Genomic DNA, 21,787 nt, shown 5'->3' on the forward strand with positions numbered 1-21,787 from the left:
TGCGGCCAGTGGCAGGATGTAAGGTGAACGCCGCGCGCAGATGCGGTAGACAGGTAGCGATACTCCCGTGAGCTCCGATCAACCCGTCCTCCGCGTCCGCAACCTCCACAAGTCCCACGCGCTCGGCGCGACGCCGATCGAGGTGCTCCGGGGCGTCGACCTCGACATCCACGCCGGCGAGATGTGCGCGATCATGGGCCCGTCCGGCGTCGGCAAGAGCACCTTGCTCTCGTGCGTCGCGGGCCTCGAGTCTCCGGATCGCGGCGAGGTCCACGTCCTCGGCGAGGACATGGCGGCGCTCGACGAGCACGGGCGGACCCTCCTGCGCCGCCGCCGCGTCGGCATCGTCTACCAGTTCTTCAACCTCGTCCCGACGCTCACCGGCTACGAGAACATCGTCCTGCCTTACCTCATCGACGGCGCCGCGCCGGACCACGACGCCGCCGCGCGCATGCTCGACCGCGTCGGCATGCGCGCCCGCGCCGAGCACCTGCCCTCGCAGATGTCGGGCGGCGAGATGCAGCTCATCTCGATCGCGCGCGCGCTGGTCCGCCGCCCCGCGCTCGTGCTCGCCGACGAGCCGACCGGCAACGTCAACGTCGCGACCGGCCGGCGCATCATGGCGCTGCTCGCCGACGCCCTGCGCGAGGCCGGCAGCGCCATGCTCCTCGTCACGCACAACGCCGAGGACGCCGCCCGCGCGCACCGGGTCGTGTTCATGCGCGACGGCCTCCTCTTGCACGACGCCGCCCTCGCGGGCCCCGCCGTCACCTCGGCCGCGGTCCACGATCGGCTGAAAGAGCTGGGCATCTGAATGCTCCTCCTCCGCGCCCTCTTCCAGCCGCTCGTCCGCATCCTCGCGCTGCGCAACCTGCGCGCCGACCGCTTCGGCGCGATGGCCGCCCTGCTCGGCGTCGCCCTCGGCACGGCCACGGTCAACGTCGTGCTCATCCTCGACGTGGGCACGCGCGCCGTCGAGGCGCGGAGCTTCGTCACCAACCCCGATCTCCCCGTCTTCACCGAGCAGACCGTCGCTCTGCGCGGCCTCCGCCCGAACGGCGAGGTCATCGCCGCGGCCGACGCCCAGGAGGAGACGCACGAGGACTACGAGATCATGCGGTCCGCGATCCGCCTCGGCTCGCTCTCCGCGTTCCTCGTCGGCGCCCTCATCGTGTTCTTCACGTTCAACGTCGCCGTCGAGCGCCGCCGCCGCGAGATCGCCTTGTTGCGCAGCGCCGGGGCGCTGCCCCCGCAGGTCGCGGCGGTGTTCGTCCTCGAGGCGTTGCTGCTCGGCGTGGGCGGCGCGGCGCTCGGCCTGCTCGGGTCGATCCCGCTCGCGTACCTCGCGGCGAAGGCGGGCATCACGACGACCGGCCGCGCGCGCATCCCGCTCTACGCGATCCGCCTGCCCTGGAGCGCGATGCTGCTCGTCAGCGGCACCGGCGCCCTCACGGCGCTGCTCGGCGTGCTCCGCCCGGTGCGCGACGCGCTCCGCGTCGACATCGCGCGCGCGCTGCGCCCGCGCTTCCTCGAGGGCGGGGCCGAGCAGCGGCGCCGCCTGCGCGGGATCACGCTGCTGGCGCTGCCGTTCATGGTGCTCGTCTACGGCCTGCTCCGCCCGTTCTTCCGGGACTCGGTGCCGATGCTGGCCTTCTTCGTCGTCGAGGCGGGGCTCGTGTGCGCGGCGTTCCTCGCGGCCATCGTGTTCGTCCCGGACCTGGTCGCGCGGCTCGGCGCGCTCGCCGTGCGCCTCGCGCCGCGCCGCTGGGCCGCGGAGCGCCTGCTGCTCCGGCGCCGGGTCGAGCACAGCGGGCACGAGCTCGCCTGGAGCGTCGGCGGCGTGATGATGGTCTTCGCCCTGCTGCTCGCGCTGCACATCGCCACGGCGGCGCTCAAGCAGGAGGTCTCGGCCTGGGCCGGGCGGGCGCTCGCGCCGTACGCGTTCCTTTACCCGGACGAGCCGCTCGGGCATGCGCAGCGCCTGTTGCCGAGCCTGCCGCCGCGGCTGGTCGCGGCGCGGTTCTCGAGCCGCACGCCGTGGCCCAACGTGGTGTACGCGGTCCCGGGGGACGAGCTCCTCGCGCTCGCGGAGGCCACCGGGCGGGCCGAGTCGATCGCGGTCGCCCGAAGCTTCGGGCCGGGCAAGGCGATCGTGTCCACGATGATGGCCCGGCGGTTCGGCGTGGGCGCCGGAGATCTGCTCGAGGTGAGCGGCAGCGCGGGCGGGCGGCGGTTCGAGGTCGTCGGGGTCACGGACGATCTGGGTTATGTGCCTGCGCCCGGCGCGTACCGGAACCTGCGGACGTACGCGGTGATCGATGCGGCGGACTTCACGGTGATCTCGCCGTACGCGCTCGCGATCGGGCACACGGTGGCGCTGGCGGATCCGGTGACCGGGGCCGAGGCGGCGCGGGGCGGCGCCGCGACGCCGCCCTGGGACGAGCTCCTGGCCGACGTGCCGCGCGCGAGAGACGTGCGGATGCAGACGGGGGTCGAGATCGAGGCGGTGCGCCGGAAGGCGACCGGGCGGGACTTCGTGATCTTCGACATGATCCTGGGGTTCACGACGGTGCTCGCGGCGATCGGCGTGGCGAACCAGATGGTGCTGGCGCTACACGCGCGGCGCCGGGAGCTCGCGCTGCACCGCGTGCTCGGGATGACGGCGGGGCAGGTCCGGCGGATGGTGCTGATGGAGGGGGCGCTCGTGGGCGCGCTGGGCGGGGCGCTGGCGGTGCTGCTTGGGGTGCCGCTCGGGTCGGCGGCGCTGGGGGCGCTGCGGACGGTGTCGAGCTTCGAGGTCGAGTTCCATATACCGCCGGAGTACGGCGTGCTGACGGCGCTGGGGGCGACGGCGGTGGCGCTGTTCGCGTCGCTGTATCCGGCGCGGAGCGCGGGGCGGAGCAACGCGGCGGAGTCGGTGCAGTACGAGTAGGGGGCGGAGGCGGGGGGCGCGGTGGCGGGCGGGGCGGCCGTGGGGGCTGCGACCCCGTCGCCGGGTTCGTCCTGAGATGCGAGGGTATTGCCGAGCTGCCCGGCAAGAGGAGACCCGGTGTGTCGCGCGGTGTGGGGCGAACTCGCGCGAGCACTCACTCCTTCCCGTCACAGAACCAGGAAGTCCTTGGGCAACGATTTTACGAGGGCAAATGCGCGCGATCCGTTGCTTGTACCGCGATTCTGGAGGCACCAAACCACCGATCGCACCCCCTCGGAAGACGTGGGCCCAGCCCGGGCTCAACCGGCGAGCCCAGAGGTCGGGGACTTCGCCCTGGCCACCCTGTCGGCTCGGACCACGCTGGTCGCCTCGCCCACCGAGACGCTCACCCGTGCTGTCGCGCTCGGGGACGACGTGGCGGCCCGGATCGTTCACGAGGCGATCGGCAAGCTTCTCGTTCTGCGCCCAGCACCGGACGGGCTAGCAAGCTCCGGCCAATAGTCTAGCCCGACGCCTCCCCAGATCGTCCGCTGCGGCCGGCAGCTCTTCTACCTGCGTCGGCCGGCAGCTCGCGGAGGGGCTGGATGAGCAGCTTACGCAGAGGGAGCCAAACGCCCCCCGACGCGCTGATAACCAACACCTCGTACCGAGGTAACGCTTGGGGTGGTCCTCGCCAGAGCAAACTGCTGCGCGCCGTCCTAGTGAACTGCGGCGTGCCCGTGCGCAACCGCGACGACGTGCTCCACGAGGCGTCTCATCGAGCAGCCGGCCGATCGCTTCGTGCACGAGACGAGCCCCGTCCTCATCCCCGAGGGCGACGGCGCGTGCGTTCCTCGGTCGTCACCTCGGGATCCCTCTGTCCGACCTCACCGTGCTTGCCGGCGCTCTGCCGTCGCTCTCGCATCGCACGGCAAGCTTATGGCCCTGGCCTGCGTGGCGTCATGCTGGCTCGGCCGAACGGCTACCGAAGCCTCGAACCCGGGCCCATCCGCATCGCGTCGCCAGAGCGCAGCCGCCGCCACGGCGGCGCAAAGTACTCGGGCCGACGCACTACGACGGCTCGTTGTCCTGGCCGGGCTCGAAGTCGAGTGTGTGCTTGTCGAGGTCGGCGATGACCCAGCCTCCACGGTTCTCGGGCTTGATGATTTCTCTGAATATTTTAAAGCCATCTAGGATCGCGCGCTCCCATTGCCAGGCAGCACAGCGATCAGCTTCGAAGCCACGAACGAGGTCCTGAACGAGCTTCAGAAGGTCGTAGTCAAGATTCTTAAGACCCTCGAACAGCTTGCGCTCCAAAGCGCGTCCAAATACAAATGTCGCGATACCCTCCTCGACGAGAATCGCCCGTGCGCCATCCTCATTCTCATCGAGTTCCGGACGACTCTTTCGCTTCACACGAAACAGAGCTCGTAAAACAGGCGACCATTCCAGGTGAACAGCGTTAGCGATATGAAACACGTCATGAAATCGGTAGTCGTCCTTCTGGGATTTGTTGTCCGTGAGTCGGTCGCCGATAATCACATCGTTTCGCTTCTGAAGGACGTATGTTTTTCCGCCGACCGTGTGCTCCTTGATCAGCATCCGGAACTGGCGAGGAAGTCGCTCGTTCAGCGGCAAATCGCGATCGGGTGGAATCGGTTCCGGATATGGCGTGTCAGCGAGCGGCCAGCGGCTAAACGTCTTTTCCAGGTTGCCGCGTGCCGCCGCATCAAGATCGACACCCGCGGCATCAGCCGTTGTAACGAGGGCTCGCAGGATTCCGAGAAGGCGGCCCGAGATCGCGTCACGATTACCGTTCAGCTTGCCGGTTCGATGCGCCTCGACAAGGTCGCCGGCGCAGGCGGCGAGTTCCGCTGCCGCCATTGTCACCTCCTTCTCGGTGCCCTTCGTGAGGTGCTTCTGCACGTTGCCGAATGTAAGCTCGGCATTGTCGGCCTCTTCGTCCCAAGTGTGAAAATTGCTGCGAAGTACGCGCTGAGCCAGTGACGCCAGGCGAATGTGCGCGTGCGAGGCGACGGCACTCAGGTACCAGAGTGCGTCGCCAAGCTCCTCTAAAATCGTTGCGTCGTATGTCGCATACGCCTCGCCTTCGCGACGCTTCTTCTTAAGCGCCGCCAGTAGGCTCCCGATCTCGCCAAACAGGCCAAGGATCGGCGTACCAAGATCGTCTCGGTCAATCCTGTCCGTCCGGTGAGCTGCATCCTGATATCCCTGGATCGTGACCGTCGCGCGGCTTGTGATTTCTGGCGGCAGAACTACGTGAGGCTTTTGTCGCGACATTGGCACCTCGATCTCTTGCTACCTATGAGTATCCACGCTCGGCGTAGTCTCGCGCGTCTTATCGCGGCACGCCGCCACCAGAGGCTCGACTTCCCCCTTTTTCCACCCCCACTCCTTTCCGTGCTCAAGCACGGCCATCGTCGAGTGGCAAACGAGAGGTCCAGCCGTCACGCCAACTTGATCGGCCACGAACGCTTGGAGACGCGCGAGGCCAAGCAGATTGCCGTACGCGCGTTGAATGTAATAGTGCGACCGGTACATCGCGGTAAGGTGCACCTTTTTGTCGATCAGCTTGAAGCTGAGGTGACTTAGGCAGGGGCCGCCCAGGCGTGAGCCGCGATCCTCGTCATCATCGTAGGTGGCGAGTTCGAAGCCGAAGCCGAGTCCAATTTCGTATGACGCACGAACAGGATTCTTCTGACGCATCTTCTTGATTAGTTCCGCGAGCGGGTTGTACTCTCGCCCATCACCGTCGGTGCGACGAAGCAGGCGATGCGCATATGTACCCCAATGGCGGAATTGAGGATGCCCCTTGATCCGCGGAAAGATCTCGTCGGGGTAGTCCTTGTACACCCCATCTAGCCCTCGGCGCACGTATTCATAACCAGGAAAAATCGTCTCAGCAACGGTATGACTATTGTACTGTTCATGCGCAATCAGGAATCCGTCGAGAGTGTCGGCCACGGCTTTATCCTGCTGCCGCACGCGCGTCGGTTCTTTGATATGAAGAACGACGGTCGTATCGACCCAGCCGGGCTTGGCGAGTAGATGCTCGCATGCCATGAGCCAGCTATGCGCGAGCGTCATACCCTCAATCAGTTTCATTTATCGGTTCCTTGTTTCTGCTAGGCGATGACGCCGGTCATCTGAAGTTGCGGCGTGAGATACAGATCGTGTAGCCAGCCGTGACCGGCTTGGCCCCATGTTGTGCCCCAACTGTTGCGGACTAGCATGTACTGACCGTCGTCGGAGTGGCCAGAGCCGACCGCCAGCAGCGCGTGACGGCTCGTCGTCACCGTGTCGCCAGCGTGGCCCCGGACAATGGCTTCCTTGTCCGGCGTATACATCGCGACTGTGAGCGTCACGATGAGCAGAACGGGTGTTCCGGAATGAATGAGTTCGCGAACCTGCGCGACGCTTCGCTGGGAGAAATCTATTGTTGCCTTGTGAGTGAGCGCCGCATCGGCTGGAGGTCTCCAATCCGAAGCATCAGGCGCCTTTACGGCGTACGGCCACACCGCATCCAGTGGCTGACCATCATACATTAGAGCATCGCGAACCGCGTTGCGCGTCAAGCCCTTCTTTAGATCCTTGTGAGATCGCTGAGCACCGCTATAGAACAGGAACTCCGGCGAAAGATAGTCGTGCGAATTTCGCTTGGCTTCATGCGCCGCGGACACAGCGAAGACCAAACATGTAGGTCTCTGCCCCTGATCACGCGCCTCGGCGAGGCGATCACGAAGGTCAGCGTCAATAGTGATGGTCATGCCGCCGCCGCTGCCTTTCGGGCGATGCGAGGAAGCCCTTGCTCCTTCCCCTGCAGATCGAAAATGACGGAGAGCCTTGCTGCGGAGTTCTCCGGGCGCCACGGCCGTCGCTCGCAGAACGACACCCGATATTCACCCGCGGTGTGTACCCGTGTAATGAGCACACGAGTCAGCTCGCCTCCAATTTCGTCACCATCGCTTTCCTCGCGATAGTCCTTGATGATCTCTAGTCCGTGCTGTTGAAGACAAGCCTCGTCCCAGAGGTACCCCGCTGACGGGTGTTCCTTGCACCGAAAGACAACGATGTCGTCTGGGCCGCCCTCGAACGTGAGCCCGTCATCAGCTTCATTGATGATCCAAACGTCCGCCCACGGGTTCGTCAGTTCGGCACGTCCTCCGAGCGCAGCGAGCTTGATCTTTTTGGGCTCCGTCTCTCGAAGCTTGTCCACGATCGCTTGGTCCAGGATTTTATGCCCGGAGAGCCCCCAGCAAGTTGCGTCGAAGCTCGCGCCCATGCGAAGAGAGAGCTGATACACGTTCTGAGGGTTCGCGAGCGCCTGAGTTCCCCAACCATGGCGCCCGGCGTGGTGAATGTACAACCACCGGGGCAGCATGAATTCCGATGCAAACGCGTCTGCAGCAATCTCCTGAAGGTCCTTAGACTCGCCGCGCCAGAGCCCGATCTGCTCGTCGAGACTGGAAGCAGTGTGGCCCAAGAACAGGTGACCGAGTTCATGAGCAGCCGTGAAACGCTGCACATGGAGGTCGCGTTGCGTCGACACGAGGATACCTGGCATCGGGAAGTTGGGCGGACCCAGATATGCGCCCAGCAAGCCACTGAGAGGGCGAAAAAGGAGCAGTGCACCGAGCTCAGTTGCAGCCCGGAAAATGTCGATGCGAGAGAGCGCGCTACCCTGGAAGGCAGTCCGCGTCCCGAGCTTGGCATGAAGCCGCTGCGCTGCCTGCGTGCCCTCCAGAATCGCTTCACGTCTCGCCATTATCAGCCCTCCCTCTTGACCGGCGCTTTCACGCTGAGGAACTCGGCGAATCGAAGCAATTCCGCACGGTCCGCCTCCGTAAGCTTGGCAGCAGCACGTGCAAGATGCTGTACAGTCTCAGGGACAGGTGCGTCGATCACATCAGTGTCGCCAGTGAACTCGGCGACGGGACGCTGGTACAGATCTGCAAGTCTTTTCAGCTCAAACGCATCGACCCTTCTCTGCCCGCTCTCGATCAATGAAACAGCCGAGCGCGTCACCCCAATCGATTTCGCGACTTCGTCCTGAGACAGTCCGAGGTATTCGCGGGCGTCCCGAAGCTTGACGCCCAGGCGCTTCCTGTCTTCGCTCATGGCAGTACCCGTGAAGTGGGCGTGGACGGAGCTGATGGGATACCAGCACTCGCCAGCCCAGGTTTGGCGACATCGGTACATCTTTCGCGGATTTTCGGGAGCAACTTCGCGATCAGGTCATCCACGGACGCGTATCCGCCCGCTTTGATTACTGAAACGGGAATACTGCAGCCCGATCCGAGAAGTCCCTCAAGCTCGGTGAGCAGTGAAACACAACGTTTCGAATCGATGGCGGGCATGTCCCAGATCGAGCCGTCGTCCGTGTCTTCACCGGCCGCGCGGCGAACGGCATCGTCGAACGAGGTGCACTCGCGCTCGGCCCAGTCGCGCGTCAACTCCTGCAACGCCGGCAGCAGACCGTCAAAATAGGCCTTGTTCGGCAGACGAACGCTCATTGCGACCTCGACTCAGCGAACTTCCGGTTCCCCGAGCTGCATGAGAGCTTTGTTCGAAAATCGAACATCGTCAAGGCGCGATGCTCATTTTTCGCACAAGTACCGGGAAAGATGGCACAATCTGGTGCGTGGTCCGTGCCCCGTCACCCTTGATCGTCGGCGCTCTCCGTCCGCACTGGACCACGGCTGAGGTCGCTGGATGCCCATTCGGGGTACTCGTCGCTGCGCTCTGCCCAGGGAGGGCACCGGATGAGGTCGTGGCGTCGCTCGACGTAGAGGAGCAGGCGTACGCGAACGCTCTCCCCTCGTCTTCGCGTCGTAGCGAATGGCTCGGGGGGCGCCTCTGTCTCGCGAAGGCGATCGCTCGTTGCTCTACGGTGCGGTCGCCGATGCTGTCCACAACCTCGGGCGCGGCTGTACTACCGGAAGGCTTGGCGGGTTCGGTGAGCCACAAGGGCGCGGTGGCTGTAGCCCTGGCGGCGCAGGTAAGGGGCGGCCTCGGAGTCGACGTGGAGTGCATCAGCGAACGCGATGCTTCCCTCGAGCGGAAAGTACTTACGGCGGCCGAGCGCGCACGCCTGCGCGAGCGCACCGACATTTCAGCCGCACAGTACGTGACTGCTCACTTTTCTCTGAAGGAGGCGATTTACAAGGCGCTCGAACCCAAGGAGCAAATGGACCTCGAGTTCGACGATATCGACATACAACTAGTCACGCTGACTCAACAGGTGTGGCTCAGTCCGGCAGTCAAACTGCTCACCAGGCAATCCGTCGTAAGGACGGGCATCTTACTGGATGGCGACTGGGTCCTCGCGGCAGCGCTTCGTGAGCCGTGTGCCTGAAGTTCGCGGGTCTCCGGGTCGAACTACTGTTCACTCCTATGAGCGCACACGGTTATTGAACAACGTGCCTCGACGGCTGGCGACAGTAAGGAAGCTCCGTCGACCGCTATGGCGCAGGGATCCAGCATAGCGACCCAATGCTCGTGAACAACAGCCGTTTCAAAAAAAAAGAAGCACTCACCGACTAGCTAGGACATGAGCGTCAACTGCACGTGGTGTCGAGATGCCGCGCGAGCACCAGTCACAGATGGCGGGAGAACAATGTGCCATTTCGGCGGGTACCATTGCTGCAGCGGGCGACTTGCGGCGACGAATCGCTGCTTGATGCGGGTGCGTCCTGAGGCGCCCGAGCATTCGGGGTGGGCGACGCGCGCATATTTGTCAACCTCGCAAAATAGATTCTGGCAATCGATGAGTTGAAGAGGGCGGCCCCAAAGGTCTTCAAAAGCAAGCCCTCGTTGCTCAAATTCTAGAGCGGCACGCTCCGTCACAACTCGTACAATGTCTTCGTCAGTCAGTCCAGCAGAATCCACGAAGCACTTTCGGATTCCATCGCGTGCCCCGGGGCCGGCGACCACGAAGTCCATCTCCGAAAACGAACAGACGTCGCTGTAGTTAATATCAATCGCAAACTGGAAGGCCAAGAATCGGCCCAGCGAGGGGTAGGAAAGAAGCAGGCTGAAGACACTTTCGAGAGAATCCGATTTGGCAATTTTGCTAGGTACCCGATCCGCCATCATCCGCTCGAGCAATCGGAGATGGTTGCGGTGCTTTCGTTGGCTTCCGAATGGTGGAGACGGCATAATATATGCGCCAGAGTAAATGCTGTGGCCTCGTCCCAAGAGATGATCGAGTACGTTCGTGTATTTCTCAAACGAGTACCCCCGCCAACTCACCTCTCCGAGGTTAGCTTCCAGGTGCTCCCAGGTGTCGATCCGGTTGAAGATCTTAAAGAGCAAGCATCGGAAAAAGACCTCCTCTTCAGCCTGATCGCCTGCATATAGAACGTTGCGGATCAGGAACTGACTCACGCGATCGGCTGCCCGATAAGCATTCGTGAAGCGATGGCTCGCCAGGATCGGATCATCAGTCCACGGCGGGGGTTCGGCCCGGACGCGCCGGTGGAAGACAGCCTGTCTCGCGTGCGCGAACCGCCAGTATGTCTCGTAGACCGGCGTGGGCTGGAGCATCCGTCCACTTCCGGCCGGAACTTTGGCAAGGCTACTCATGTGCACAGCGTACCGCTTTCTGACCGTTTCGCCGATGGTTTCTGTCGCCACTGAAGCCTTGTCAAGGCATCGCGGCCATCGGCCTCGCAGCCCCCCTTGACCGCGACGGTACAGCATGCTACGGGCCAGCGCTAGTGCTATTGTTGCACCGTGGCCGTGCATGAGTTGGCACCCCTGTAGCGGCAGTTCCGCCCGGCCGTTCGCTCACGGGCGGGCTGAGCAACGCGGACATCGCTCTGCGGCGTCGTGGACAGGATCTCGCTGGGCCTCTCTCATGCCCGCCCGGGTCCACCCGGTGGCGGACGCCGCCCCGCGCCGACATCGTCGAGCCCGGCGAGAGCCTCAAGGTGTCGCGCCCGTGACGGTGGCTCAGTGTGCCTACGTTCCGCCTTTGCCCCGCTCGGCTCTGGTCCAGCCCTGACGTTCTACCCGCGCTCTCCGTGAGGGCCGCTTCCCCCCAGCAAGGCTCCAGCGGCGACTCGACGCGAATGGCGGGTTCGACTACCAGCGCGAGCTTGCTCGCTTCTCCGGTGCTGTCCGAGCCCGAGCAGCCGACCGATCGCCTCGTGGACGACACGGGCCGCGCCCTCATCGCCGAGGGCGACGGCACGGCTCAGGGTGCCGGCGAGCGAGGCGACCACGGCGGCCCGAGGCGGCGGGTCGGCCGGTGCGAGCTCGTCAAACTCAGGCGTCGGCGGTTGGGCTCGGGTTGGGTCGATGCCTTCCGAACGGGTGCGATCGGTGGTCTGGTGCCCCTAAAATCCCGGATGATGCGACGGGTCGCGACGGTTCACCACCGCAAATGCGTTTCCCGATCAAAAGATCGGTGGCACCCATCTCCGCGATGGCGGGCGGGACGCACGCTCCGAGCGTATCGGACCGGTGCAGCGCGCCTTACTCGTCTCGCGGTCATGGACCGCCGCGAGAGTCGTCACCTGCCGCGGCGCTTTTCTAGGACGCAAACGAGAAATTTCGTCGCTCGAACACAATGATCGCCACGGAACACGCGGCACTTCCGCACGCTCGACCGCGTCATCGCGGCGGTATGAAAAGCAGCGCCGTGCTGGATGGGCCAGCGCCGCGCTGTGGTCCCCCTCGTTCGCCCCGAGCTGAACCGTGCGTGCCTCTATTCCACGGCTCCATCCGCACCAAGCCTCGGTCCTGGCCCTCGTCCTTGCCTCCGCGTTCCCCGCACAGGCCGCAACCGCGGACCCTCCTCCCCGTTCCCGCGAGGTCCAGGAGCTCATCGACGAGGCGGAGAAGGCCGCCAAGCGGCTCGACCTCGCTCGCGCCCGCGAGCTCTGGGCGCGGATCAACGAGCTCGAGCCCTCGACGATGGCCGTGTGTCAGCTCGGCGTCTTCGCCCTGCGCCTCGACCGGCTCGAGGAGGCCGCGGCCGAGCTCACCACGTGCGTCGCGCGGATGCCCGCGCCGACCAACGACATCGAGCGCCGCCGCTACGAGGTCCGACGCGCCGACCTCGCGGCCGTCCGGCAACGCGTGGCCGAGCTCCACGTGAGCGCCCCGCCGGGCACCGCGCGGCTCCTGCTGGACGGTCGCGATGTGAGCGCGGGCGGCCCCGTCTTCGTCGCCCCTGGGCAGCACGAGGTCACGGCGACGGGCAAGCAGGGGCAGGTCGCCCGTGCGCTCGTCAAGGTGACGGCGGCGCAGTCGCGGCGCGTCGCCCTCGCCTTCGACGCCCCGAAGGCCGCCAGCGCTCCAGCACAAGCGCGCAACCCGTGGACCCTCGGGGGTGCGGTTTCGGAACGCGCTGCGCATGGGGCAGGAGCTACGGCGACGCCGAGCCGGACGCCGGGAGCTTCCGCCGCGCACCGCTGCGGCACCCGAAGGCATCGCTCCCCATTCGAGTGCGTCGGCCCCGGCCGTCGCCCGCTGCGATCGCAGGGGTGCAAACCGCTCGTGGTCGTCGCACGGCAAGGTCGTGAGCCGCGCGGCGCGGCCCTTACCGCGCGGGTGCCGTCGATCGAAGACGCGCGGCTGGTCAGCGGCGTGGTCGAGCGCTTCATCCGTTCGCTCTCCCGCTCCGCTCGCCGGAGCACCGCACGCGGTGATCGAGGAAATGGCGCTCCCGGACGATCTGCAACGCATGCGCGAGGTGATCGGCGTAGGCGCGGCTCAGCAGCTCGACGACCCCGAGAGGCCGCCGGGGCAACAGCGGCGACGCCCTCGAGCAGCGGTGCGGCCTGCGGGATCGTCCGGGCTGTGAGGCAAGGAGGCGCTCACAGCGTGAGTGCAGGCCGATGCGACAACTACGTTGACGTCCACCGGCACGACCCTCGTCGCTGTCGGCGAAGGCCGGCGCGACGCGATGTTCGGGCTGCTCGGGACGGTCACGGGAGCGCTCGCCTTCATCCGCGTGTTCCCCCACATCAAGGAGGTGGTCGAAGCGACGGACCTGGGCAAGGTCACCCTCCCTTCGGCAACGAAGACGTCCCCTTGGCCCTGGGTGGCCGGCCTTGCCGGGCTCGCCGCCGCAGCGGCGCTCGTCAGACGTGTGCAGGCGGCGAAGTGAGGCCAAGGCGCACCCCCGCCAGCCGACACGGTCGAGGCCCTCGGATTTGAACGCAACGAGGACGCTCACTCGCTGGTCATCACCGCGGTCTCGCCCCCGATGTCCAGGCGCGAAAGAAAAGATTCGATGGCCTCCATAGACAGGGGGGGAGCCGTCATGACCAGCGCGGATTCACGAACCCTGGTGAGGGCTGGGAGCCAGTCGAGGCTCGTGAGCTCGCCCGAGCTCAGGAGTCTGAGCTCACCCACCTCCGCGAGGGCGTCGAACCCGTCGAGGCCCGGGCCCTGCAGCAGGCGCATCTGAAACTTTGCGCCGACGCGGCGCAGGTTGCGCAGCGCGGTGAAGTCGTCCGTGTGGTTGCGGAAGAGGGTCAGCGAGCCGTCGATGTGGACGAGGGAGGAGAGCGGCTCCAAGGCGCCTGCCGTCGTGTCGCTCAGGTGGATCGAGCCTCGGAAGCGGGTGCATCCGGCCACGCTCGTGTAGAGCCCGATCACCAGATCGCTCGGCTGGCCACACACGACCGCCTCGGCATCGGGGTCCGGCGGCTCTTCGGGAACGGCGTCCGTGAGGGACACCAGCGCGCCGCTGCGCACGCGCGACGTCGCGAAAGACTCCAACGCTTCAGCGGTCAGATTCGCGTTGCGCCGAGCGACCATGGAGGCGCCGATCTCCGCGAGAGCAGGGAGCCACGAAAAGTCGGCAAGGCCGCTCTCGTAGAGCCACAGCCCGGAGACGTACTGGATCGACTCCAGGCCGCGCAAGGATTCCGGCGCTCCCACGACCAGCAACCGACCTTCGATGCGCCTCAGGTTGGACAGAGGCCCGAGATCGCCAGGAGGCGAAAGGAGCAGCAAGGACCCCGCGATTTCCCTGAGATCCGTGAGCGCGTCGATCGCCTCGGGTCCGGCCAGATTCAGCAGATGAAGCGTGCCCGCTGCGCCCCCGGCGCTCAGTCGGCGTCGGCCCAGGACTTCTCCAGGGCCGCGATGTAGGCGTCGAGCGAGGTGGTCTGCTCGGCCGTCGCGTCCACGACCCTCCCGTCGTCGTCGAGGATGGGCTTGAGCATCGGCGGGATGGTCGCGATGTTCCGCGGCAGGCTCAGCGCCTTCAGCCGGGCCAGCACCTCGTCGCGCCACGCCGGGTTGATCCGCGTCCCGTACTTCTCCACGAGCGCCTTCAGCGCCTCGCGGTCGCCCGTGGCCTTGATCCGGTGCAGCTCCGCGAGCAGCTCGCCCGAGGCCCTTCGCCAGGCGTCGGGGTCCTTCACCACGAAGAACGTCTTGCCGTCGCGCGTCTCGGCGGCCACGGCGCCCTTGTCCTTCACCCAGCCGAAGGCGATGAGCTCCGCGCGGAGGTGATCCTCCTCGGCCACGTCGCCGTGCGGCACGGACTTGAGCATCGTGAGCTGCATCATCGCCGTGTAGGCGGGGAAGACCCGCGCGCAGCCGGCGTCGGGCAGCATGCCGAGCTCCACCGTCTTCGCATCGCCCGTCAGCCAGTCGGCGACGCGCGAGGCGCGGCCCTCCTCCAGGGCGGCGTAATAGGGGGCGAGCAGCTCCGCCGGATCCCCCTTGAGATCCGGGTTCACCTTGCCCGAGCCGTGCCCGGTGACCTCGTGGAAGGAGACCGCCGCGAGCATCATGGCGTTGCCGCACCGGTGGATCTCGGCGCGCACCTCCGCCGGCGCGAACTCGTCGACGGTCTTGTCGAAGGTGAGCGCCACGCGGGTATCCATCGCGGAGAGGACGACGAAGTTCTTCGATCCGTACTTCTCGCGCAGCGCCTGCGCGTTCGGCAGGTTCACGCCCCCGAACGTGAACGGACCGCCGTCGCCCGTCGCCGCGAGGGCGATCACGGCCGCGGCCGCGGGCACCTGGAAGGCGTCGCGCTTCCACTTCGCCTCCCAGGGCAGCTTCTGCTCGAAGTACTGCGCGTTCCTGGCGACCGCCTGGAGCGGCGGATCGCGATCCGGATCGGGGATGAAGACGAGCCCCTCGAAGCCGCCCTTGCGCGCGCGGACGTCGGTGTACGTCTCGATGAAGCCAAGGATGTAATCGACCGGGAACACCTGCTTGAGCCAGGCGATGTCGTGGTCGGTGAACTCGTCCGGCTGGCCCGTCTTCAGGTACCTGATGAGGTGCCGGAGCGCCCCCTGCTGCGCGGCCGGCGCGAGCGCGCGGGCGTCCTCCAGGTGCTTCACCACGCGGCCGAGCTCCGCCGCGCCCACGCCGGGCTGCGCGCCGTCGCCGCCGGCCCGGTAGATCTCCTCGACGAGCCGGCCGGCCTTCTTCACGATACGGCCGTTGAGCTCGTACTTCTCCTTGAACTTCTCGAGATCCTTGCTGCTCACCCCCTCGTAATGGTTGGCCGCGGACTCGACGAGCGGGTCCTTGCCCTTGCCCGGTGTCTTGTTGGTGACGACGGGCGCCACCTTCGGGTCGAAGAGCCCGGCGAGCAGGTCGTTCGGAATCGCGATCTTCAGCGCCTTGGCCGCGGCCTCCAGCTCCTGCCGCGAGAAGGGCGGGACGAGCTTCTGCCCCGTGCGCGCGTCGTGGATGCCGTGATGCAAAAAGAGCATCTTGCGGAAGGTCACGAGCTTGCCGCGCAGCGCGGGATCGAGCTCGCTCTTCTGCGCGAGGAGCTGCATCACGAGCTGCGTCGCGGGCCAGCCGTACCGCGAGGTCTGCATCGTGAAGAGCGGGTCGCCCGCGAGCGCCGCCTGCGCGAGGTGGTAGGCGACAGCGCGCTGGCTGGCCGTGAGCTTGTCGAAGCCGCGGGGCTCGTACGAGGCAGCGGTCACGCCGGCGACCTCCTCGAGCACCTGGACGTTGCTCGCGGGCGCGGGCGCTGCCGAGGCGACGGCGCTGCCCGGCGCGGACGCCGGCGCCGCGCTCGCGGCCGGGGCCGCCGATGGCGGGGGCGCGGTCGAGGACGGCCCGGCCGGCGGCGGGGTCGGAGAGCAGGCGGACTGGAGGACTGCGCACAGGGCGAGGGCTGCGGCGGTGTGCTGGCGGCGCATCGTGGGGAGAGGTCTAGCGAATGCGCCGGTCGGCGAGAAGGCCGTGGTGCGCCCTGCGGCGCGGTCAGGCCGTGCGCCCCGGCGCGATCCGGAGGAGATCGAGCTCCGCCACGACCCCCTCGGCGCGTAGGCCAATCAAGCCGGAGCGCAGGGCGAGGAAGCGTAGCGCAGCAAACCGAAAGGGTGGGGCCGCGAGCGTCGTGATGGCTCGGTCCTGGGTCGAAAGAGCGTGGTCCGGGCGGCGCCGAGCGCGCCACGGGGCGCATCGGTATCCGCCCTATCCAGGTCCTTCTACCCTTGCTGGATCTAGGAAAGCGACAACTAGCCTGATGACACCCAGGGCCCTCTACGTCAGGGAAGTTGTCGCCTCCTCAGCCCAGCAGTCCGGCCTGAGGAGCTCGGGAGATCGTGACCCATGGCCCGCCGCGAGAGCCCTCACCGGTCGCGGTGTTTTTAGGCCGCAAACGAGAAATTTCGTCGCGCGACCCCAATGCTCTCTTCGGATCGATTCGCCCATCTCCGAAGTCCGGAGCGGCATTTGGATGGTGAGAGGGCAGCTCCAGCTCTTGGCTGTATGCGGGATAGCGAGTCTCCTGAAATTCAGATTGGCCTTGGCCTCTTGCCACCCTCCGCCTTTATCCGTGCCGGGGTCATCGACGATGGTGACAAACCTGAAGTCCGACGGATCGAAATCTACATAGACCCATGGGGCCATTCCAGGCGGCGGACACTTCGAGCTGCATGCATCGAAGTTCTTTCCCCACGCGTACCCGATGTCAACCGAGGTCTGGTTGTAGACCCCGGGCCCGTCCTCCTGGGTCAGGAGTAGGATCGTGCACATGTCGTGCACCGCGAACAGGATGTCTCGCTGGATGGGCCACCCTATGCTCGCGTGCGGCCCCACCGCGAGGCGCGGAACGGTACCGGCCTGGACCCAACCGAGGCTCACACCGGCGCTCCGCTCGGAGGCTTCTACCTGCGTCGGAACAAGCACGAGAGCGGCCAGCGCCGCCGATGGGATCCGCGCAGCTGCCTGCGCGGCGACCGCCGCCTGTGCTTCGGAGCGTCCGGCCGGACCGGTCGCCCGTCGCCATCGCGCGCGCCAGGCCGGCCAAGGTCCGCGGCACCTCGCGTCGAAGGGCCTCGCACGCGGCGCGGTAGCGGCGCTTGCGCTCCTCGACGCCCCTTGGCGACACGCTCCGCACCGGACACGGCGCGAAGCGCACCGGCGGCGGGGACGATGGTACCAACCGAGCTCTTGCGGCAGGCGCTCTCGCTCGGTATTCAAGCTGGACGATGTATCGTGGATCCGACGATGCGGCCCTCGTGCGAACGGCCGAGGCGCAGGTGCTCGAGAGCTACGCCGCGCTCGTGCAGGTTGTGGCGCGTGTCGCGGCCCTCAATGCGCGCCTCGTGGAAGGCGGGGTGGCTCCGATTCCGCTCGCCACGTACACGCCGCCGCCCGCCGCGGTGGGGGTGCCGGCCTCCGTGGATCTCCTCCAGGGCCAGCGCGCGTACTACGCCGGAGAAGCCGCTCGTCTCGGCGAGGCCCTCCGCGCGATGGAGTCGGTGCTTGCCGAGCGCGCCCGCGCTGTCGCGCCGCTCCGGCCGGGGCCGCGCGCCGTGCCTGCCGCGTACGTCTTCGCGGAGCTGTCCCGCGGGGCATGGTCCTTCTTCAAGATCGCCCTGTTTCCTCCCTTCACGATGCTGATCGCGCCGTTCCTGCTCCTCCCGTGGTACGCTGGGCCGCTCGCGGGCGCCGCAGCGATGGCTGCGTTCCTCGTCGCGCTCTGGGTCGTGTCGTTGGTGGTCGCGAGGAGGCGCTTGCGGCTCCTCGCGCGCGGCGAGGTCGGCACCGTGCTCCAGAAGAGCGAAGCGTACTCGGGCGTGCGGCTGAGGAACTGGCCCGTGCTCTGGACGAACGGCTGGGACATCACGCTGCGCCCGTACTCGGGCCTCGGCTCGGCAGCGACGCTCGCGGTGCAGACCCCGCGCGGACGCATCACGCACGTCACGGTGCGTACGGGGCCATCGTTCCGCGGGGTCGTGCTCGTCGATCCCGAGACGGGCGGCGGCCTGGCGAACTGCGACTTCGCCTCCGCCCCGCGGCCGGATGCGCGGGGCGAATGGGACCCAGCTCTCCCCGGGCGCGTCTGGGCGGCGAGCTGTTTCTCGGTCATCGCGTCGCTCGCGCTCGCCACCGCCACGATCGTCGCCATGCTCGCCTCTCCGGACCTCCGGGCGTTCTAGCTCGAGGCTCGCTCTGCGGAGCTGCCCACTTCCCGCACACTGGCCGCCGCTCACGCGGTGAGAGGGGCCTGACGGGAGGCCCACACCCAATCCAGGGGATCCGAGCTAAAGGAGACGGCCGCCGCGCCGCACCCCTTCAAGCCCGAGCTCCCGCGCCTCCAGGATGCGATCGCGGCGGGCGCGTGATGTCCTCCAGTCGTTCACCCTCATCGCCCCTGCGCTCCATCCCTGGGAGGGAGAACGGCTCCGGCTGTCAAGGCCGGGCTCAGCGTGCACGCAGATCCGCGAGCGCAATCGGCTGCCGAAGCAACGTCTCGCCGTGCTCGCCCTTCAGGACAAGCGCGATCTCCTCGCCGGTCCGGTCGAGATCGATGTCCACGACGCCGTAGTTCGTGCGGTCGAACACCTCGCTGAGGAGATAGCGATCGATGCCCCTCCCCACCTGAGGCTCGTTCCAGGGCGCGTTCGCGAGGGGGCTCGACGTGAGCTCCCAGAATTCGGGCCCCGCGCGCCCGCCGACGTCGCGTCCGGGCACGTGGATGAGGTTCGCCATGTGGAGGTCGCCGCTCACGAAGACCACGCCCTGGATGTCGTTGGATTCGATGAAAGAGAGGATCTCTTCGAGCTCGCCGGGCGCGTCGGTGCGGAAGCTGTCCCAGCCGTTCTTGACGGGGTGCTCGGGGAGCACCTGCGTGGGCGAGGCGATGATCTTCACGGGCGCGGCGCTCTCGCCGAGGCCTGTGAGCAGCCAATCGAGCTGGGCGCGACCGAGGATCTCCGCGCCGGAGACGCGCTTGTGGTAGCGCGAGTCCGGGAGGAAGATCTCGGCGGGGCCCATCCGGACGGACGAGAAGACCCCGGGGACGTCGGGCAGCCCGAAGCGGGCCTGCGCCCAGCAGCGCCGAAACGCGCGCAGCGAGGTGCCCTTGCCCTCGTAGCGGCCGTCCGCGTCGTTCGCGCCGAAGTCGTGGTCGTCCCAGATGCCGAGCACAGGGACCTCGGCCAAGAGCCTCCGGATCGCATCGCTGTTACGATTCCGCAGGTGCGTGAGCATCAGCGTGTGCTCGGAGCGGGCGTCGAGATCGGCGCAGTAGGACGTGTCGCCGATCATCAAGAAGACGTCGGCGCCCTCGCGCGCGATGGCGTCGAAGATCGTGAGCCGCGCGTTCGAATGGTCCCAGAAGCACGAGCCGTAGGCGATCTTGAGCCTGCGCGCGCCCGCCTCGGGCGCGGTGCGGAGCTCATGGCGATCGGTGCGGCCGTTCTCGCTCGAGATCTCGTAGCTGTAGCGCTGGCCAGGGCGCAGGCCCGTGACGTGGAAGGCGGCGCAGAGCCACTCGGCTCGCTCGGGCGAAAGCGCGGCGCCGATCTCCTCGCCGTCGTCGGAGGACAACGAGATCGAGAGCGGGGAGGTGTCCCTCGCCTGGATCCAGATGCGCGCCTCCGTCTCGGAGACCTCGCCGACCATCGGGCCTGCGAGGAGCGGGCCTCCCGGATGGCTGTTCCATCCGCCCGGATTGCCGCCCTCCGCCTCGGAGGGGAGCTCGAGTCGCACGCCGTTCCATGGCCCGTCCCAGCCCGCCGAGCCCACGTATTTCCACGAGCCACCGAACGTATTGTCGCTGTCATCGATGATGAGCTCGAACCAGCCCTCCTTGCCGTGCTCGGGCTCGAACCACCGGCCTCGCGCCACGCCCTCCTCGAGCTCGCCCTCGACGCGGCCGCCCTTGTGCGTGTACGTGCCGCGGACAGCGCTGCCGCTCTGCGTGATGGTCAGCGTCCCGAAGGTCGTCGTCCAGATCCCTGCGAAGCGGGGCATACGGCGCTCCGCCCCGCGGCCCGGGAAGAGCTCGGCCACGAGGGTCTCCTTCCAGGGGTCGCCCTGGGGAGCGGCCCATCGCCGTCATGACACCATGTGCGTGGGCCCCTGTAAACTCGCTGGCGGTGGGTCGCTCCGCGCTTCGCGATCCGCCGGCGAGCTAGCCGCCGCCGACGGCGATCGGCCCCTCCTCCGGCTCGGCGGCGGCGGCGGCGGCGATCGTCCGGCGCAGCAAGGGGCCGATGGTCAGGCCCTGCACAACGATGGAAACGACCACCACGACATAGGTGATGGTCAGCACCATCTCGCGCTCCGGAACGAGCGTGCCATCCGCGAGCCTCCCGGGGATGGAGAGCGCGAGGGCCACCGAGACGCCGCCGCGCAGGCCGCCCCAGGTGAGGATGCGGATCGCCCCGGGGGTGAAGACCCTGCGCCTCTTCATGAGGCTCACCGGCAGCGCGACCGCGATGAACCGCGCGAGCAGCACGACCGGAAACGCGAGGAGCCCCGCGAGCAGCGACTGGGCGTCGAACGCGACGATCAACAGCTCGAGGCCGATCAAGACGAACAGCACCGCGTTCAGGATCTCGTCCATCAGCTCCCAGAAGTCGTCCAGGTGCTCGCGGGTCTTCTCGCTCATGGCGCCGGCGCGCGCCTCGTTCCCGATGAAGAGCCCGGCCACCACCATGGCGATGGGGCCGGAGACATGGAGCGCGTACGCCAGGGCGTAGCCGCCCGCCGCGGTCGCCAGCGAGAGCAAGACCTCGACCTTGTAGTCGTCGACCTTGCGCAGCATGGCGAGCGTCACGAAGCCGAGCGCGAGGCCGTACAGCACGCCGCCGATCGCCTCCTGGACGAACAGCAGCGAGAGCCGCTGCAGATCGAGGCCCGACGTCCCCGACGCGATCTCCAGGAGCCCGATGAACGCCACCACCGCCACGCCGTCGTTGAAGAGCGACTCCCCGGCTATCTTCATCTCGAGCTCCTTCGGCGCCCCCACGTGCTTGAGGACCCCGAGCACCGCGATGGGATCGGTGGGGGAGATGAGCGCGCCGAAGAGCAAGCAGTACACCGGCCGGATGTGCACGCCCATCAGCGTCATGAGGGCGTAGGTCATGCCGCCCACCAGCACGGTGGACATGAGCACACCCCCGGTGGCCAGGACGCCGATGACGACCCGCTGCTTCTTCAGATCCGCCAGGTTGACGTGCAACGCGGCGGCAAACAGCAGGAAACCGAGCATCCCCTGCATCAACGTCTTGTTGAAATCGATGCCCGAGAGGTGCTCCTTCGCCTCGGCCTCCACCTCCGGAAACAGCTCTCCGATGGCCACCATGACGAGGGACGTCGTCATTGCGATCAGCATCAACCCGATCGTGGTCGGCAGCCTGAGGAAACGATGGTTGAAGAAGCTGAAGACCGCGGTGAGCGAGAGCAACGCCGCCGAGACTTGGAATAGATCCATGCTCCCAGGCTTACAGACCGACGCGCGTCGGCTCGAGCGAGGCGCGGCGCAGTCCGGAGAAAATGTTGGACGTCAAAGTATACCCGAGGGAAGAACATCCAAGCTGATTCAAAATGTCAAGCCTCGACCGCGGGACCTGCGTCGGGCTGTCCGGACGGCTGCCGAGCAGCTGGCTCCGCCGACGC

The 21,787-nt window shown here is 66.9% G+C and carries 18 protein-coding genes; 6 read left to right on the forward strand and 12 right to left on the reverse strand.

Going from position 1 to position 21,787, the window contains the following annotated elements; genetic code table 11:
• Window positions 1–67 precede the first annotated feature (67 nt).
• Window positions 68–814 carry an ABC transporter ATP-binding protein gene (locus tag WMF33_RS44535; RefSeq protein WP_437334265.1) on the forward strand — a complete coding sequence of 249 codons (747 nt, stop codon included), beginning with the start codon at window positions 68–70 and terminating at the stop codon, window positions 812–814.
• Window positions 815–2,932: an FtsX-like permease family protein gene (locus WMF33_RS44540; protein WP_437334266.1), complete on the forward strand. Its 2,118-nt coding sequence runs from the start codon at window positions 815–817 to the stop codon at window positions 2,930–2,932.
• A 1,050-nt stretch (window positions 2,933–3,982) separates the two neighbouring features.
• On the opposite strand, the gene WMF33_RS44545 is transcribed toward WMF33_RS44540, so the two are convergent.
• From WMF33_RS44545 to WMF33_RS44570, 6 genes are read right to left on the reverse strand one after another with little or no spacing between them, the layout of a single operon-like run.
• The gene (locus WMF33_RS44545) at window positions 3,983–5,212 is read right to left on the reverse strand and encodes a nucleoside triphosphate pyrophosphohydrolase family protein (protein ID WP_437334267.1); all 1,230 of its coding nucleotides are present in this window, start codon (window positions 5,210–5,212) and stop codon (window positions 3,983–3,985) included.
• An 18-nt stretch (window positions 5,213–5,230) separates the two neighbouring features.
• On the reverse strand, window positions 5,231–6,037 hold the full coding sequence (locus WMF33_RS44550; protein WP_437334268.1) for a hypothetical protein: 807 nt from the start codon (window positions 6,035–6,037) through the stop codon (window positions 5,231–5,233).
• 20 nt (window positions 6,038–6,057) lie between these two features.
• Entirely contained in the window at window positions 6,058–6,699 is a 642-nt protein-coding gene (locus tag WMF33_RS44555) for a C1 family peptidase (protein ID WP_437334269.1), read from the reverse strand.
• Window positions 6,696–7,697, reverse strand: coding sequence for an ImmA/IrrE family metallo-endopeptidase (locus tag WMF33_RS44560; RefSeq protein ID WP_437334270.1), 1,002 nt, complete (start codon window positions 7,695–7,697; stop codon window positions 6,696–6,698). The genes WMF33_RS44555 and WMF33_RS44560 overlap by 4 nt, the downstream gene beginning before the upstream one ends.
• A gap of 2 nt (window positions 7,698–7,699) precedes the next feature.
• Window positions 7,700–8,050 (reverse strand): helix-turn-helix domain-containing protein, encoded by a 351-nt coding sequence (locus tag WMF33_RS44565; protein WP_437334271.1) that lies wholly within the window; start codon window positions 8,048–8,050, stop codon window positions 7,700–7,702.
• Window positions 8,047–8,445 (reverse strand): hypothetical protein, encoded by a 399-nt coding sequence (locus WMF33_RS44570; protein ID WP_437334272.1) that lies wholly within the window; start codon window positions 8,443–8,445, stop codon window positions 8,047–8,049. Before WMF33_RS44570 ends, WMF33_RS44565 begins: the two co-directional genes overlap by 4 nt.
• 80 nt (window positions 8,446–8,525) lie before the next feature.
• On the opposite strand from WMF33_RS44570, the gene WMF33_RS44575 reads away from it, so the two are divergent.
• A complete protein-coding gene (locus WMF33_RS44575) occupies window positions 8,526–9,287 on the forward strand; it encodes a 4'-phosphopantetheinyl transferase family protein (RefSeq protein ID WP_437334273.1) in 762 nt (253 codons plus the stop codon).
• 188 nt (window positions 9,288–9,475) lie between these two features.
• Here the strand turns inward: WMF33_RS44575 and WMF33_RS44580 are convergent, their stop codons facing one another.
• Window positions 9,476–10,516 carry a nucleotide kinase domain-containing protein gene (locus WMF33_RS44580; protein ID WP_437334274.1) on the reverse strand — a complete coding sequence of 347 codons (1,041 nt, stop codon included), beginning with the start codon at window positions 10,514–10,516 and terminating at the stop codon, window positions 9,476–9,478.
• A 1,032-nt stretch (window positions 10,517–11,548) separates the two neighbouring features.
• Window positions 11,549–12,295, reverse strand: a complete 747-nt coding sequence (locus WMF33_RS44585; protein WP_437334275.1) for a hypothetical protein — start codon at window positions 12,293–12,295, stop codon at window positions 11,549–11,551.
• A gap of 496 nt (window positions 12,296–12,791) precedes the next feature.
• Here WMF33_RS44585 and WMF33_RS44590 point away from each other — a divergent pair, with 496 nt between their 5' ends.
• Window positions 12,792–13,049: a hypothetical protein gene (locus WMF33_RS44590; protein WP_437334276.1), complete on the forward strand. Its 258-nt coding sequence runs from the start codon at window positions 12,792–12,794 to the stop codon at window positions 13,047–13,049.
• Window positions 13,050–13,114: 65 nt separating this feature from the next.
• Here WMF33_RS44590 and WMF33_RS44595 read toward each other — a convergent pair whose 3' ends face one another.
• Both WMF33_RS44595 and WMF33_RS44600 read right to left on the reverse strand, forming a co-directional pair.
• Complete coding sequence (locus tag WMF33_RS44595; protein ID WP_437334277.1) at window positions 13,115–13,903, reverse strand: hypothetical protein; 789 nt, start codon at window positions 13,901–13,903, stop codon at window positions 13,115–13,117.
• A 95-nt stretch (window positions 13,904–13,998) separates the two neighbouring features.
• Complete coding sequence (locus WMF33_RS44600; protein ID WP_437334278.1) at window positions 13,999–15,849, reverse strand: dipeptidyl-peptidase 3 family protein; 1,851 nt, start codon at window positions 15,847–15,849, stop codon at window positions 13,999–14,001.
• Here WMF33_RS44600 and WMF33_RS44605 point away from each other — a divergent pair.
• Window positions 15,806–16,198, forward strand: coding sequence for a hypothetical protein (locus WMF33_RS44605; protein ID WP_437334279.1), 393 nt, complete (start codon window positions 15,806–15,808; stop codon window positions 16,196–16,198). The genes WMF33_RS44600 and WMF33_RS44605 overlap by 44 nt on opposite strands.
• Before the next feature lie 1,196 nt (window positions 16,199–17,394).
• Complete coding sequence (locus WMF33_RS44610) at window positions 17,395–18,318, forward strand: hypothetical protein (RefSeq protein ID WP_437334280.1); 924 nt, start codon at window positions 17,395–17,397, stop codon at window positions 18,316–18,318.
• Window positions 18,319–18,583: 265 nt separating this feature from the next.
• Here WMF33_RS44610 and WMF33_RS44615 read toward each other — a convergent pair whose 3' ends face one another.
• Window positions 18,584–20,176: an alkaline phosphatase D family protein gene (locus WMF33_RS44615; protein ID WP_437334281.1), complete on the reverse strand. Its 1,593-nt coding sequence runs from the start codon at window positions 20,174–20,176 to the stop codon at window positions 18,584–18,586.
• Window positions 20,177–20,297: 121 nt separating this feature from the next.
• A complete protein-coding gene (locus tag WMF33_RS44620) occupies window positions 20,298–21,602 on the reverse strand; it encodes a cation:proton antiporter (protein WP_437334282.1) in 1,305 nt (434 codons plus the stop codon).
• Window positions 21,603–21,787: the final 185 nt, after the last annotated feature.

Source organism: Sorangium sp. So ce394 (assembly GCF_051474665.1).
In the GTDB taxonomy this organism is placed as follows: domain Bacteria; phylum Myxococcota_A; class Polyangia; order Polyangiales; family Polyangiaceae; genus Sorangium; species Sorangium cellulosum_D.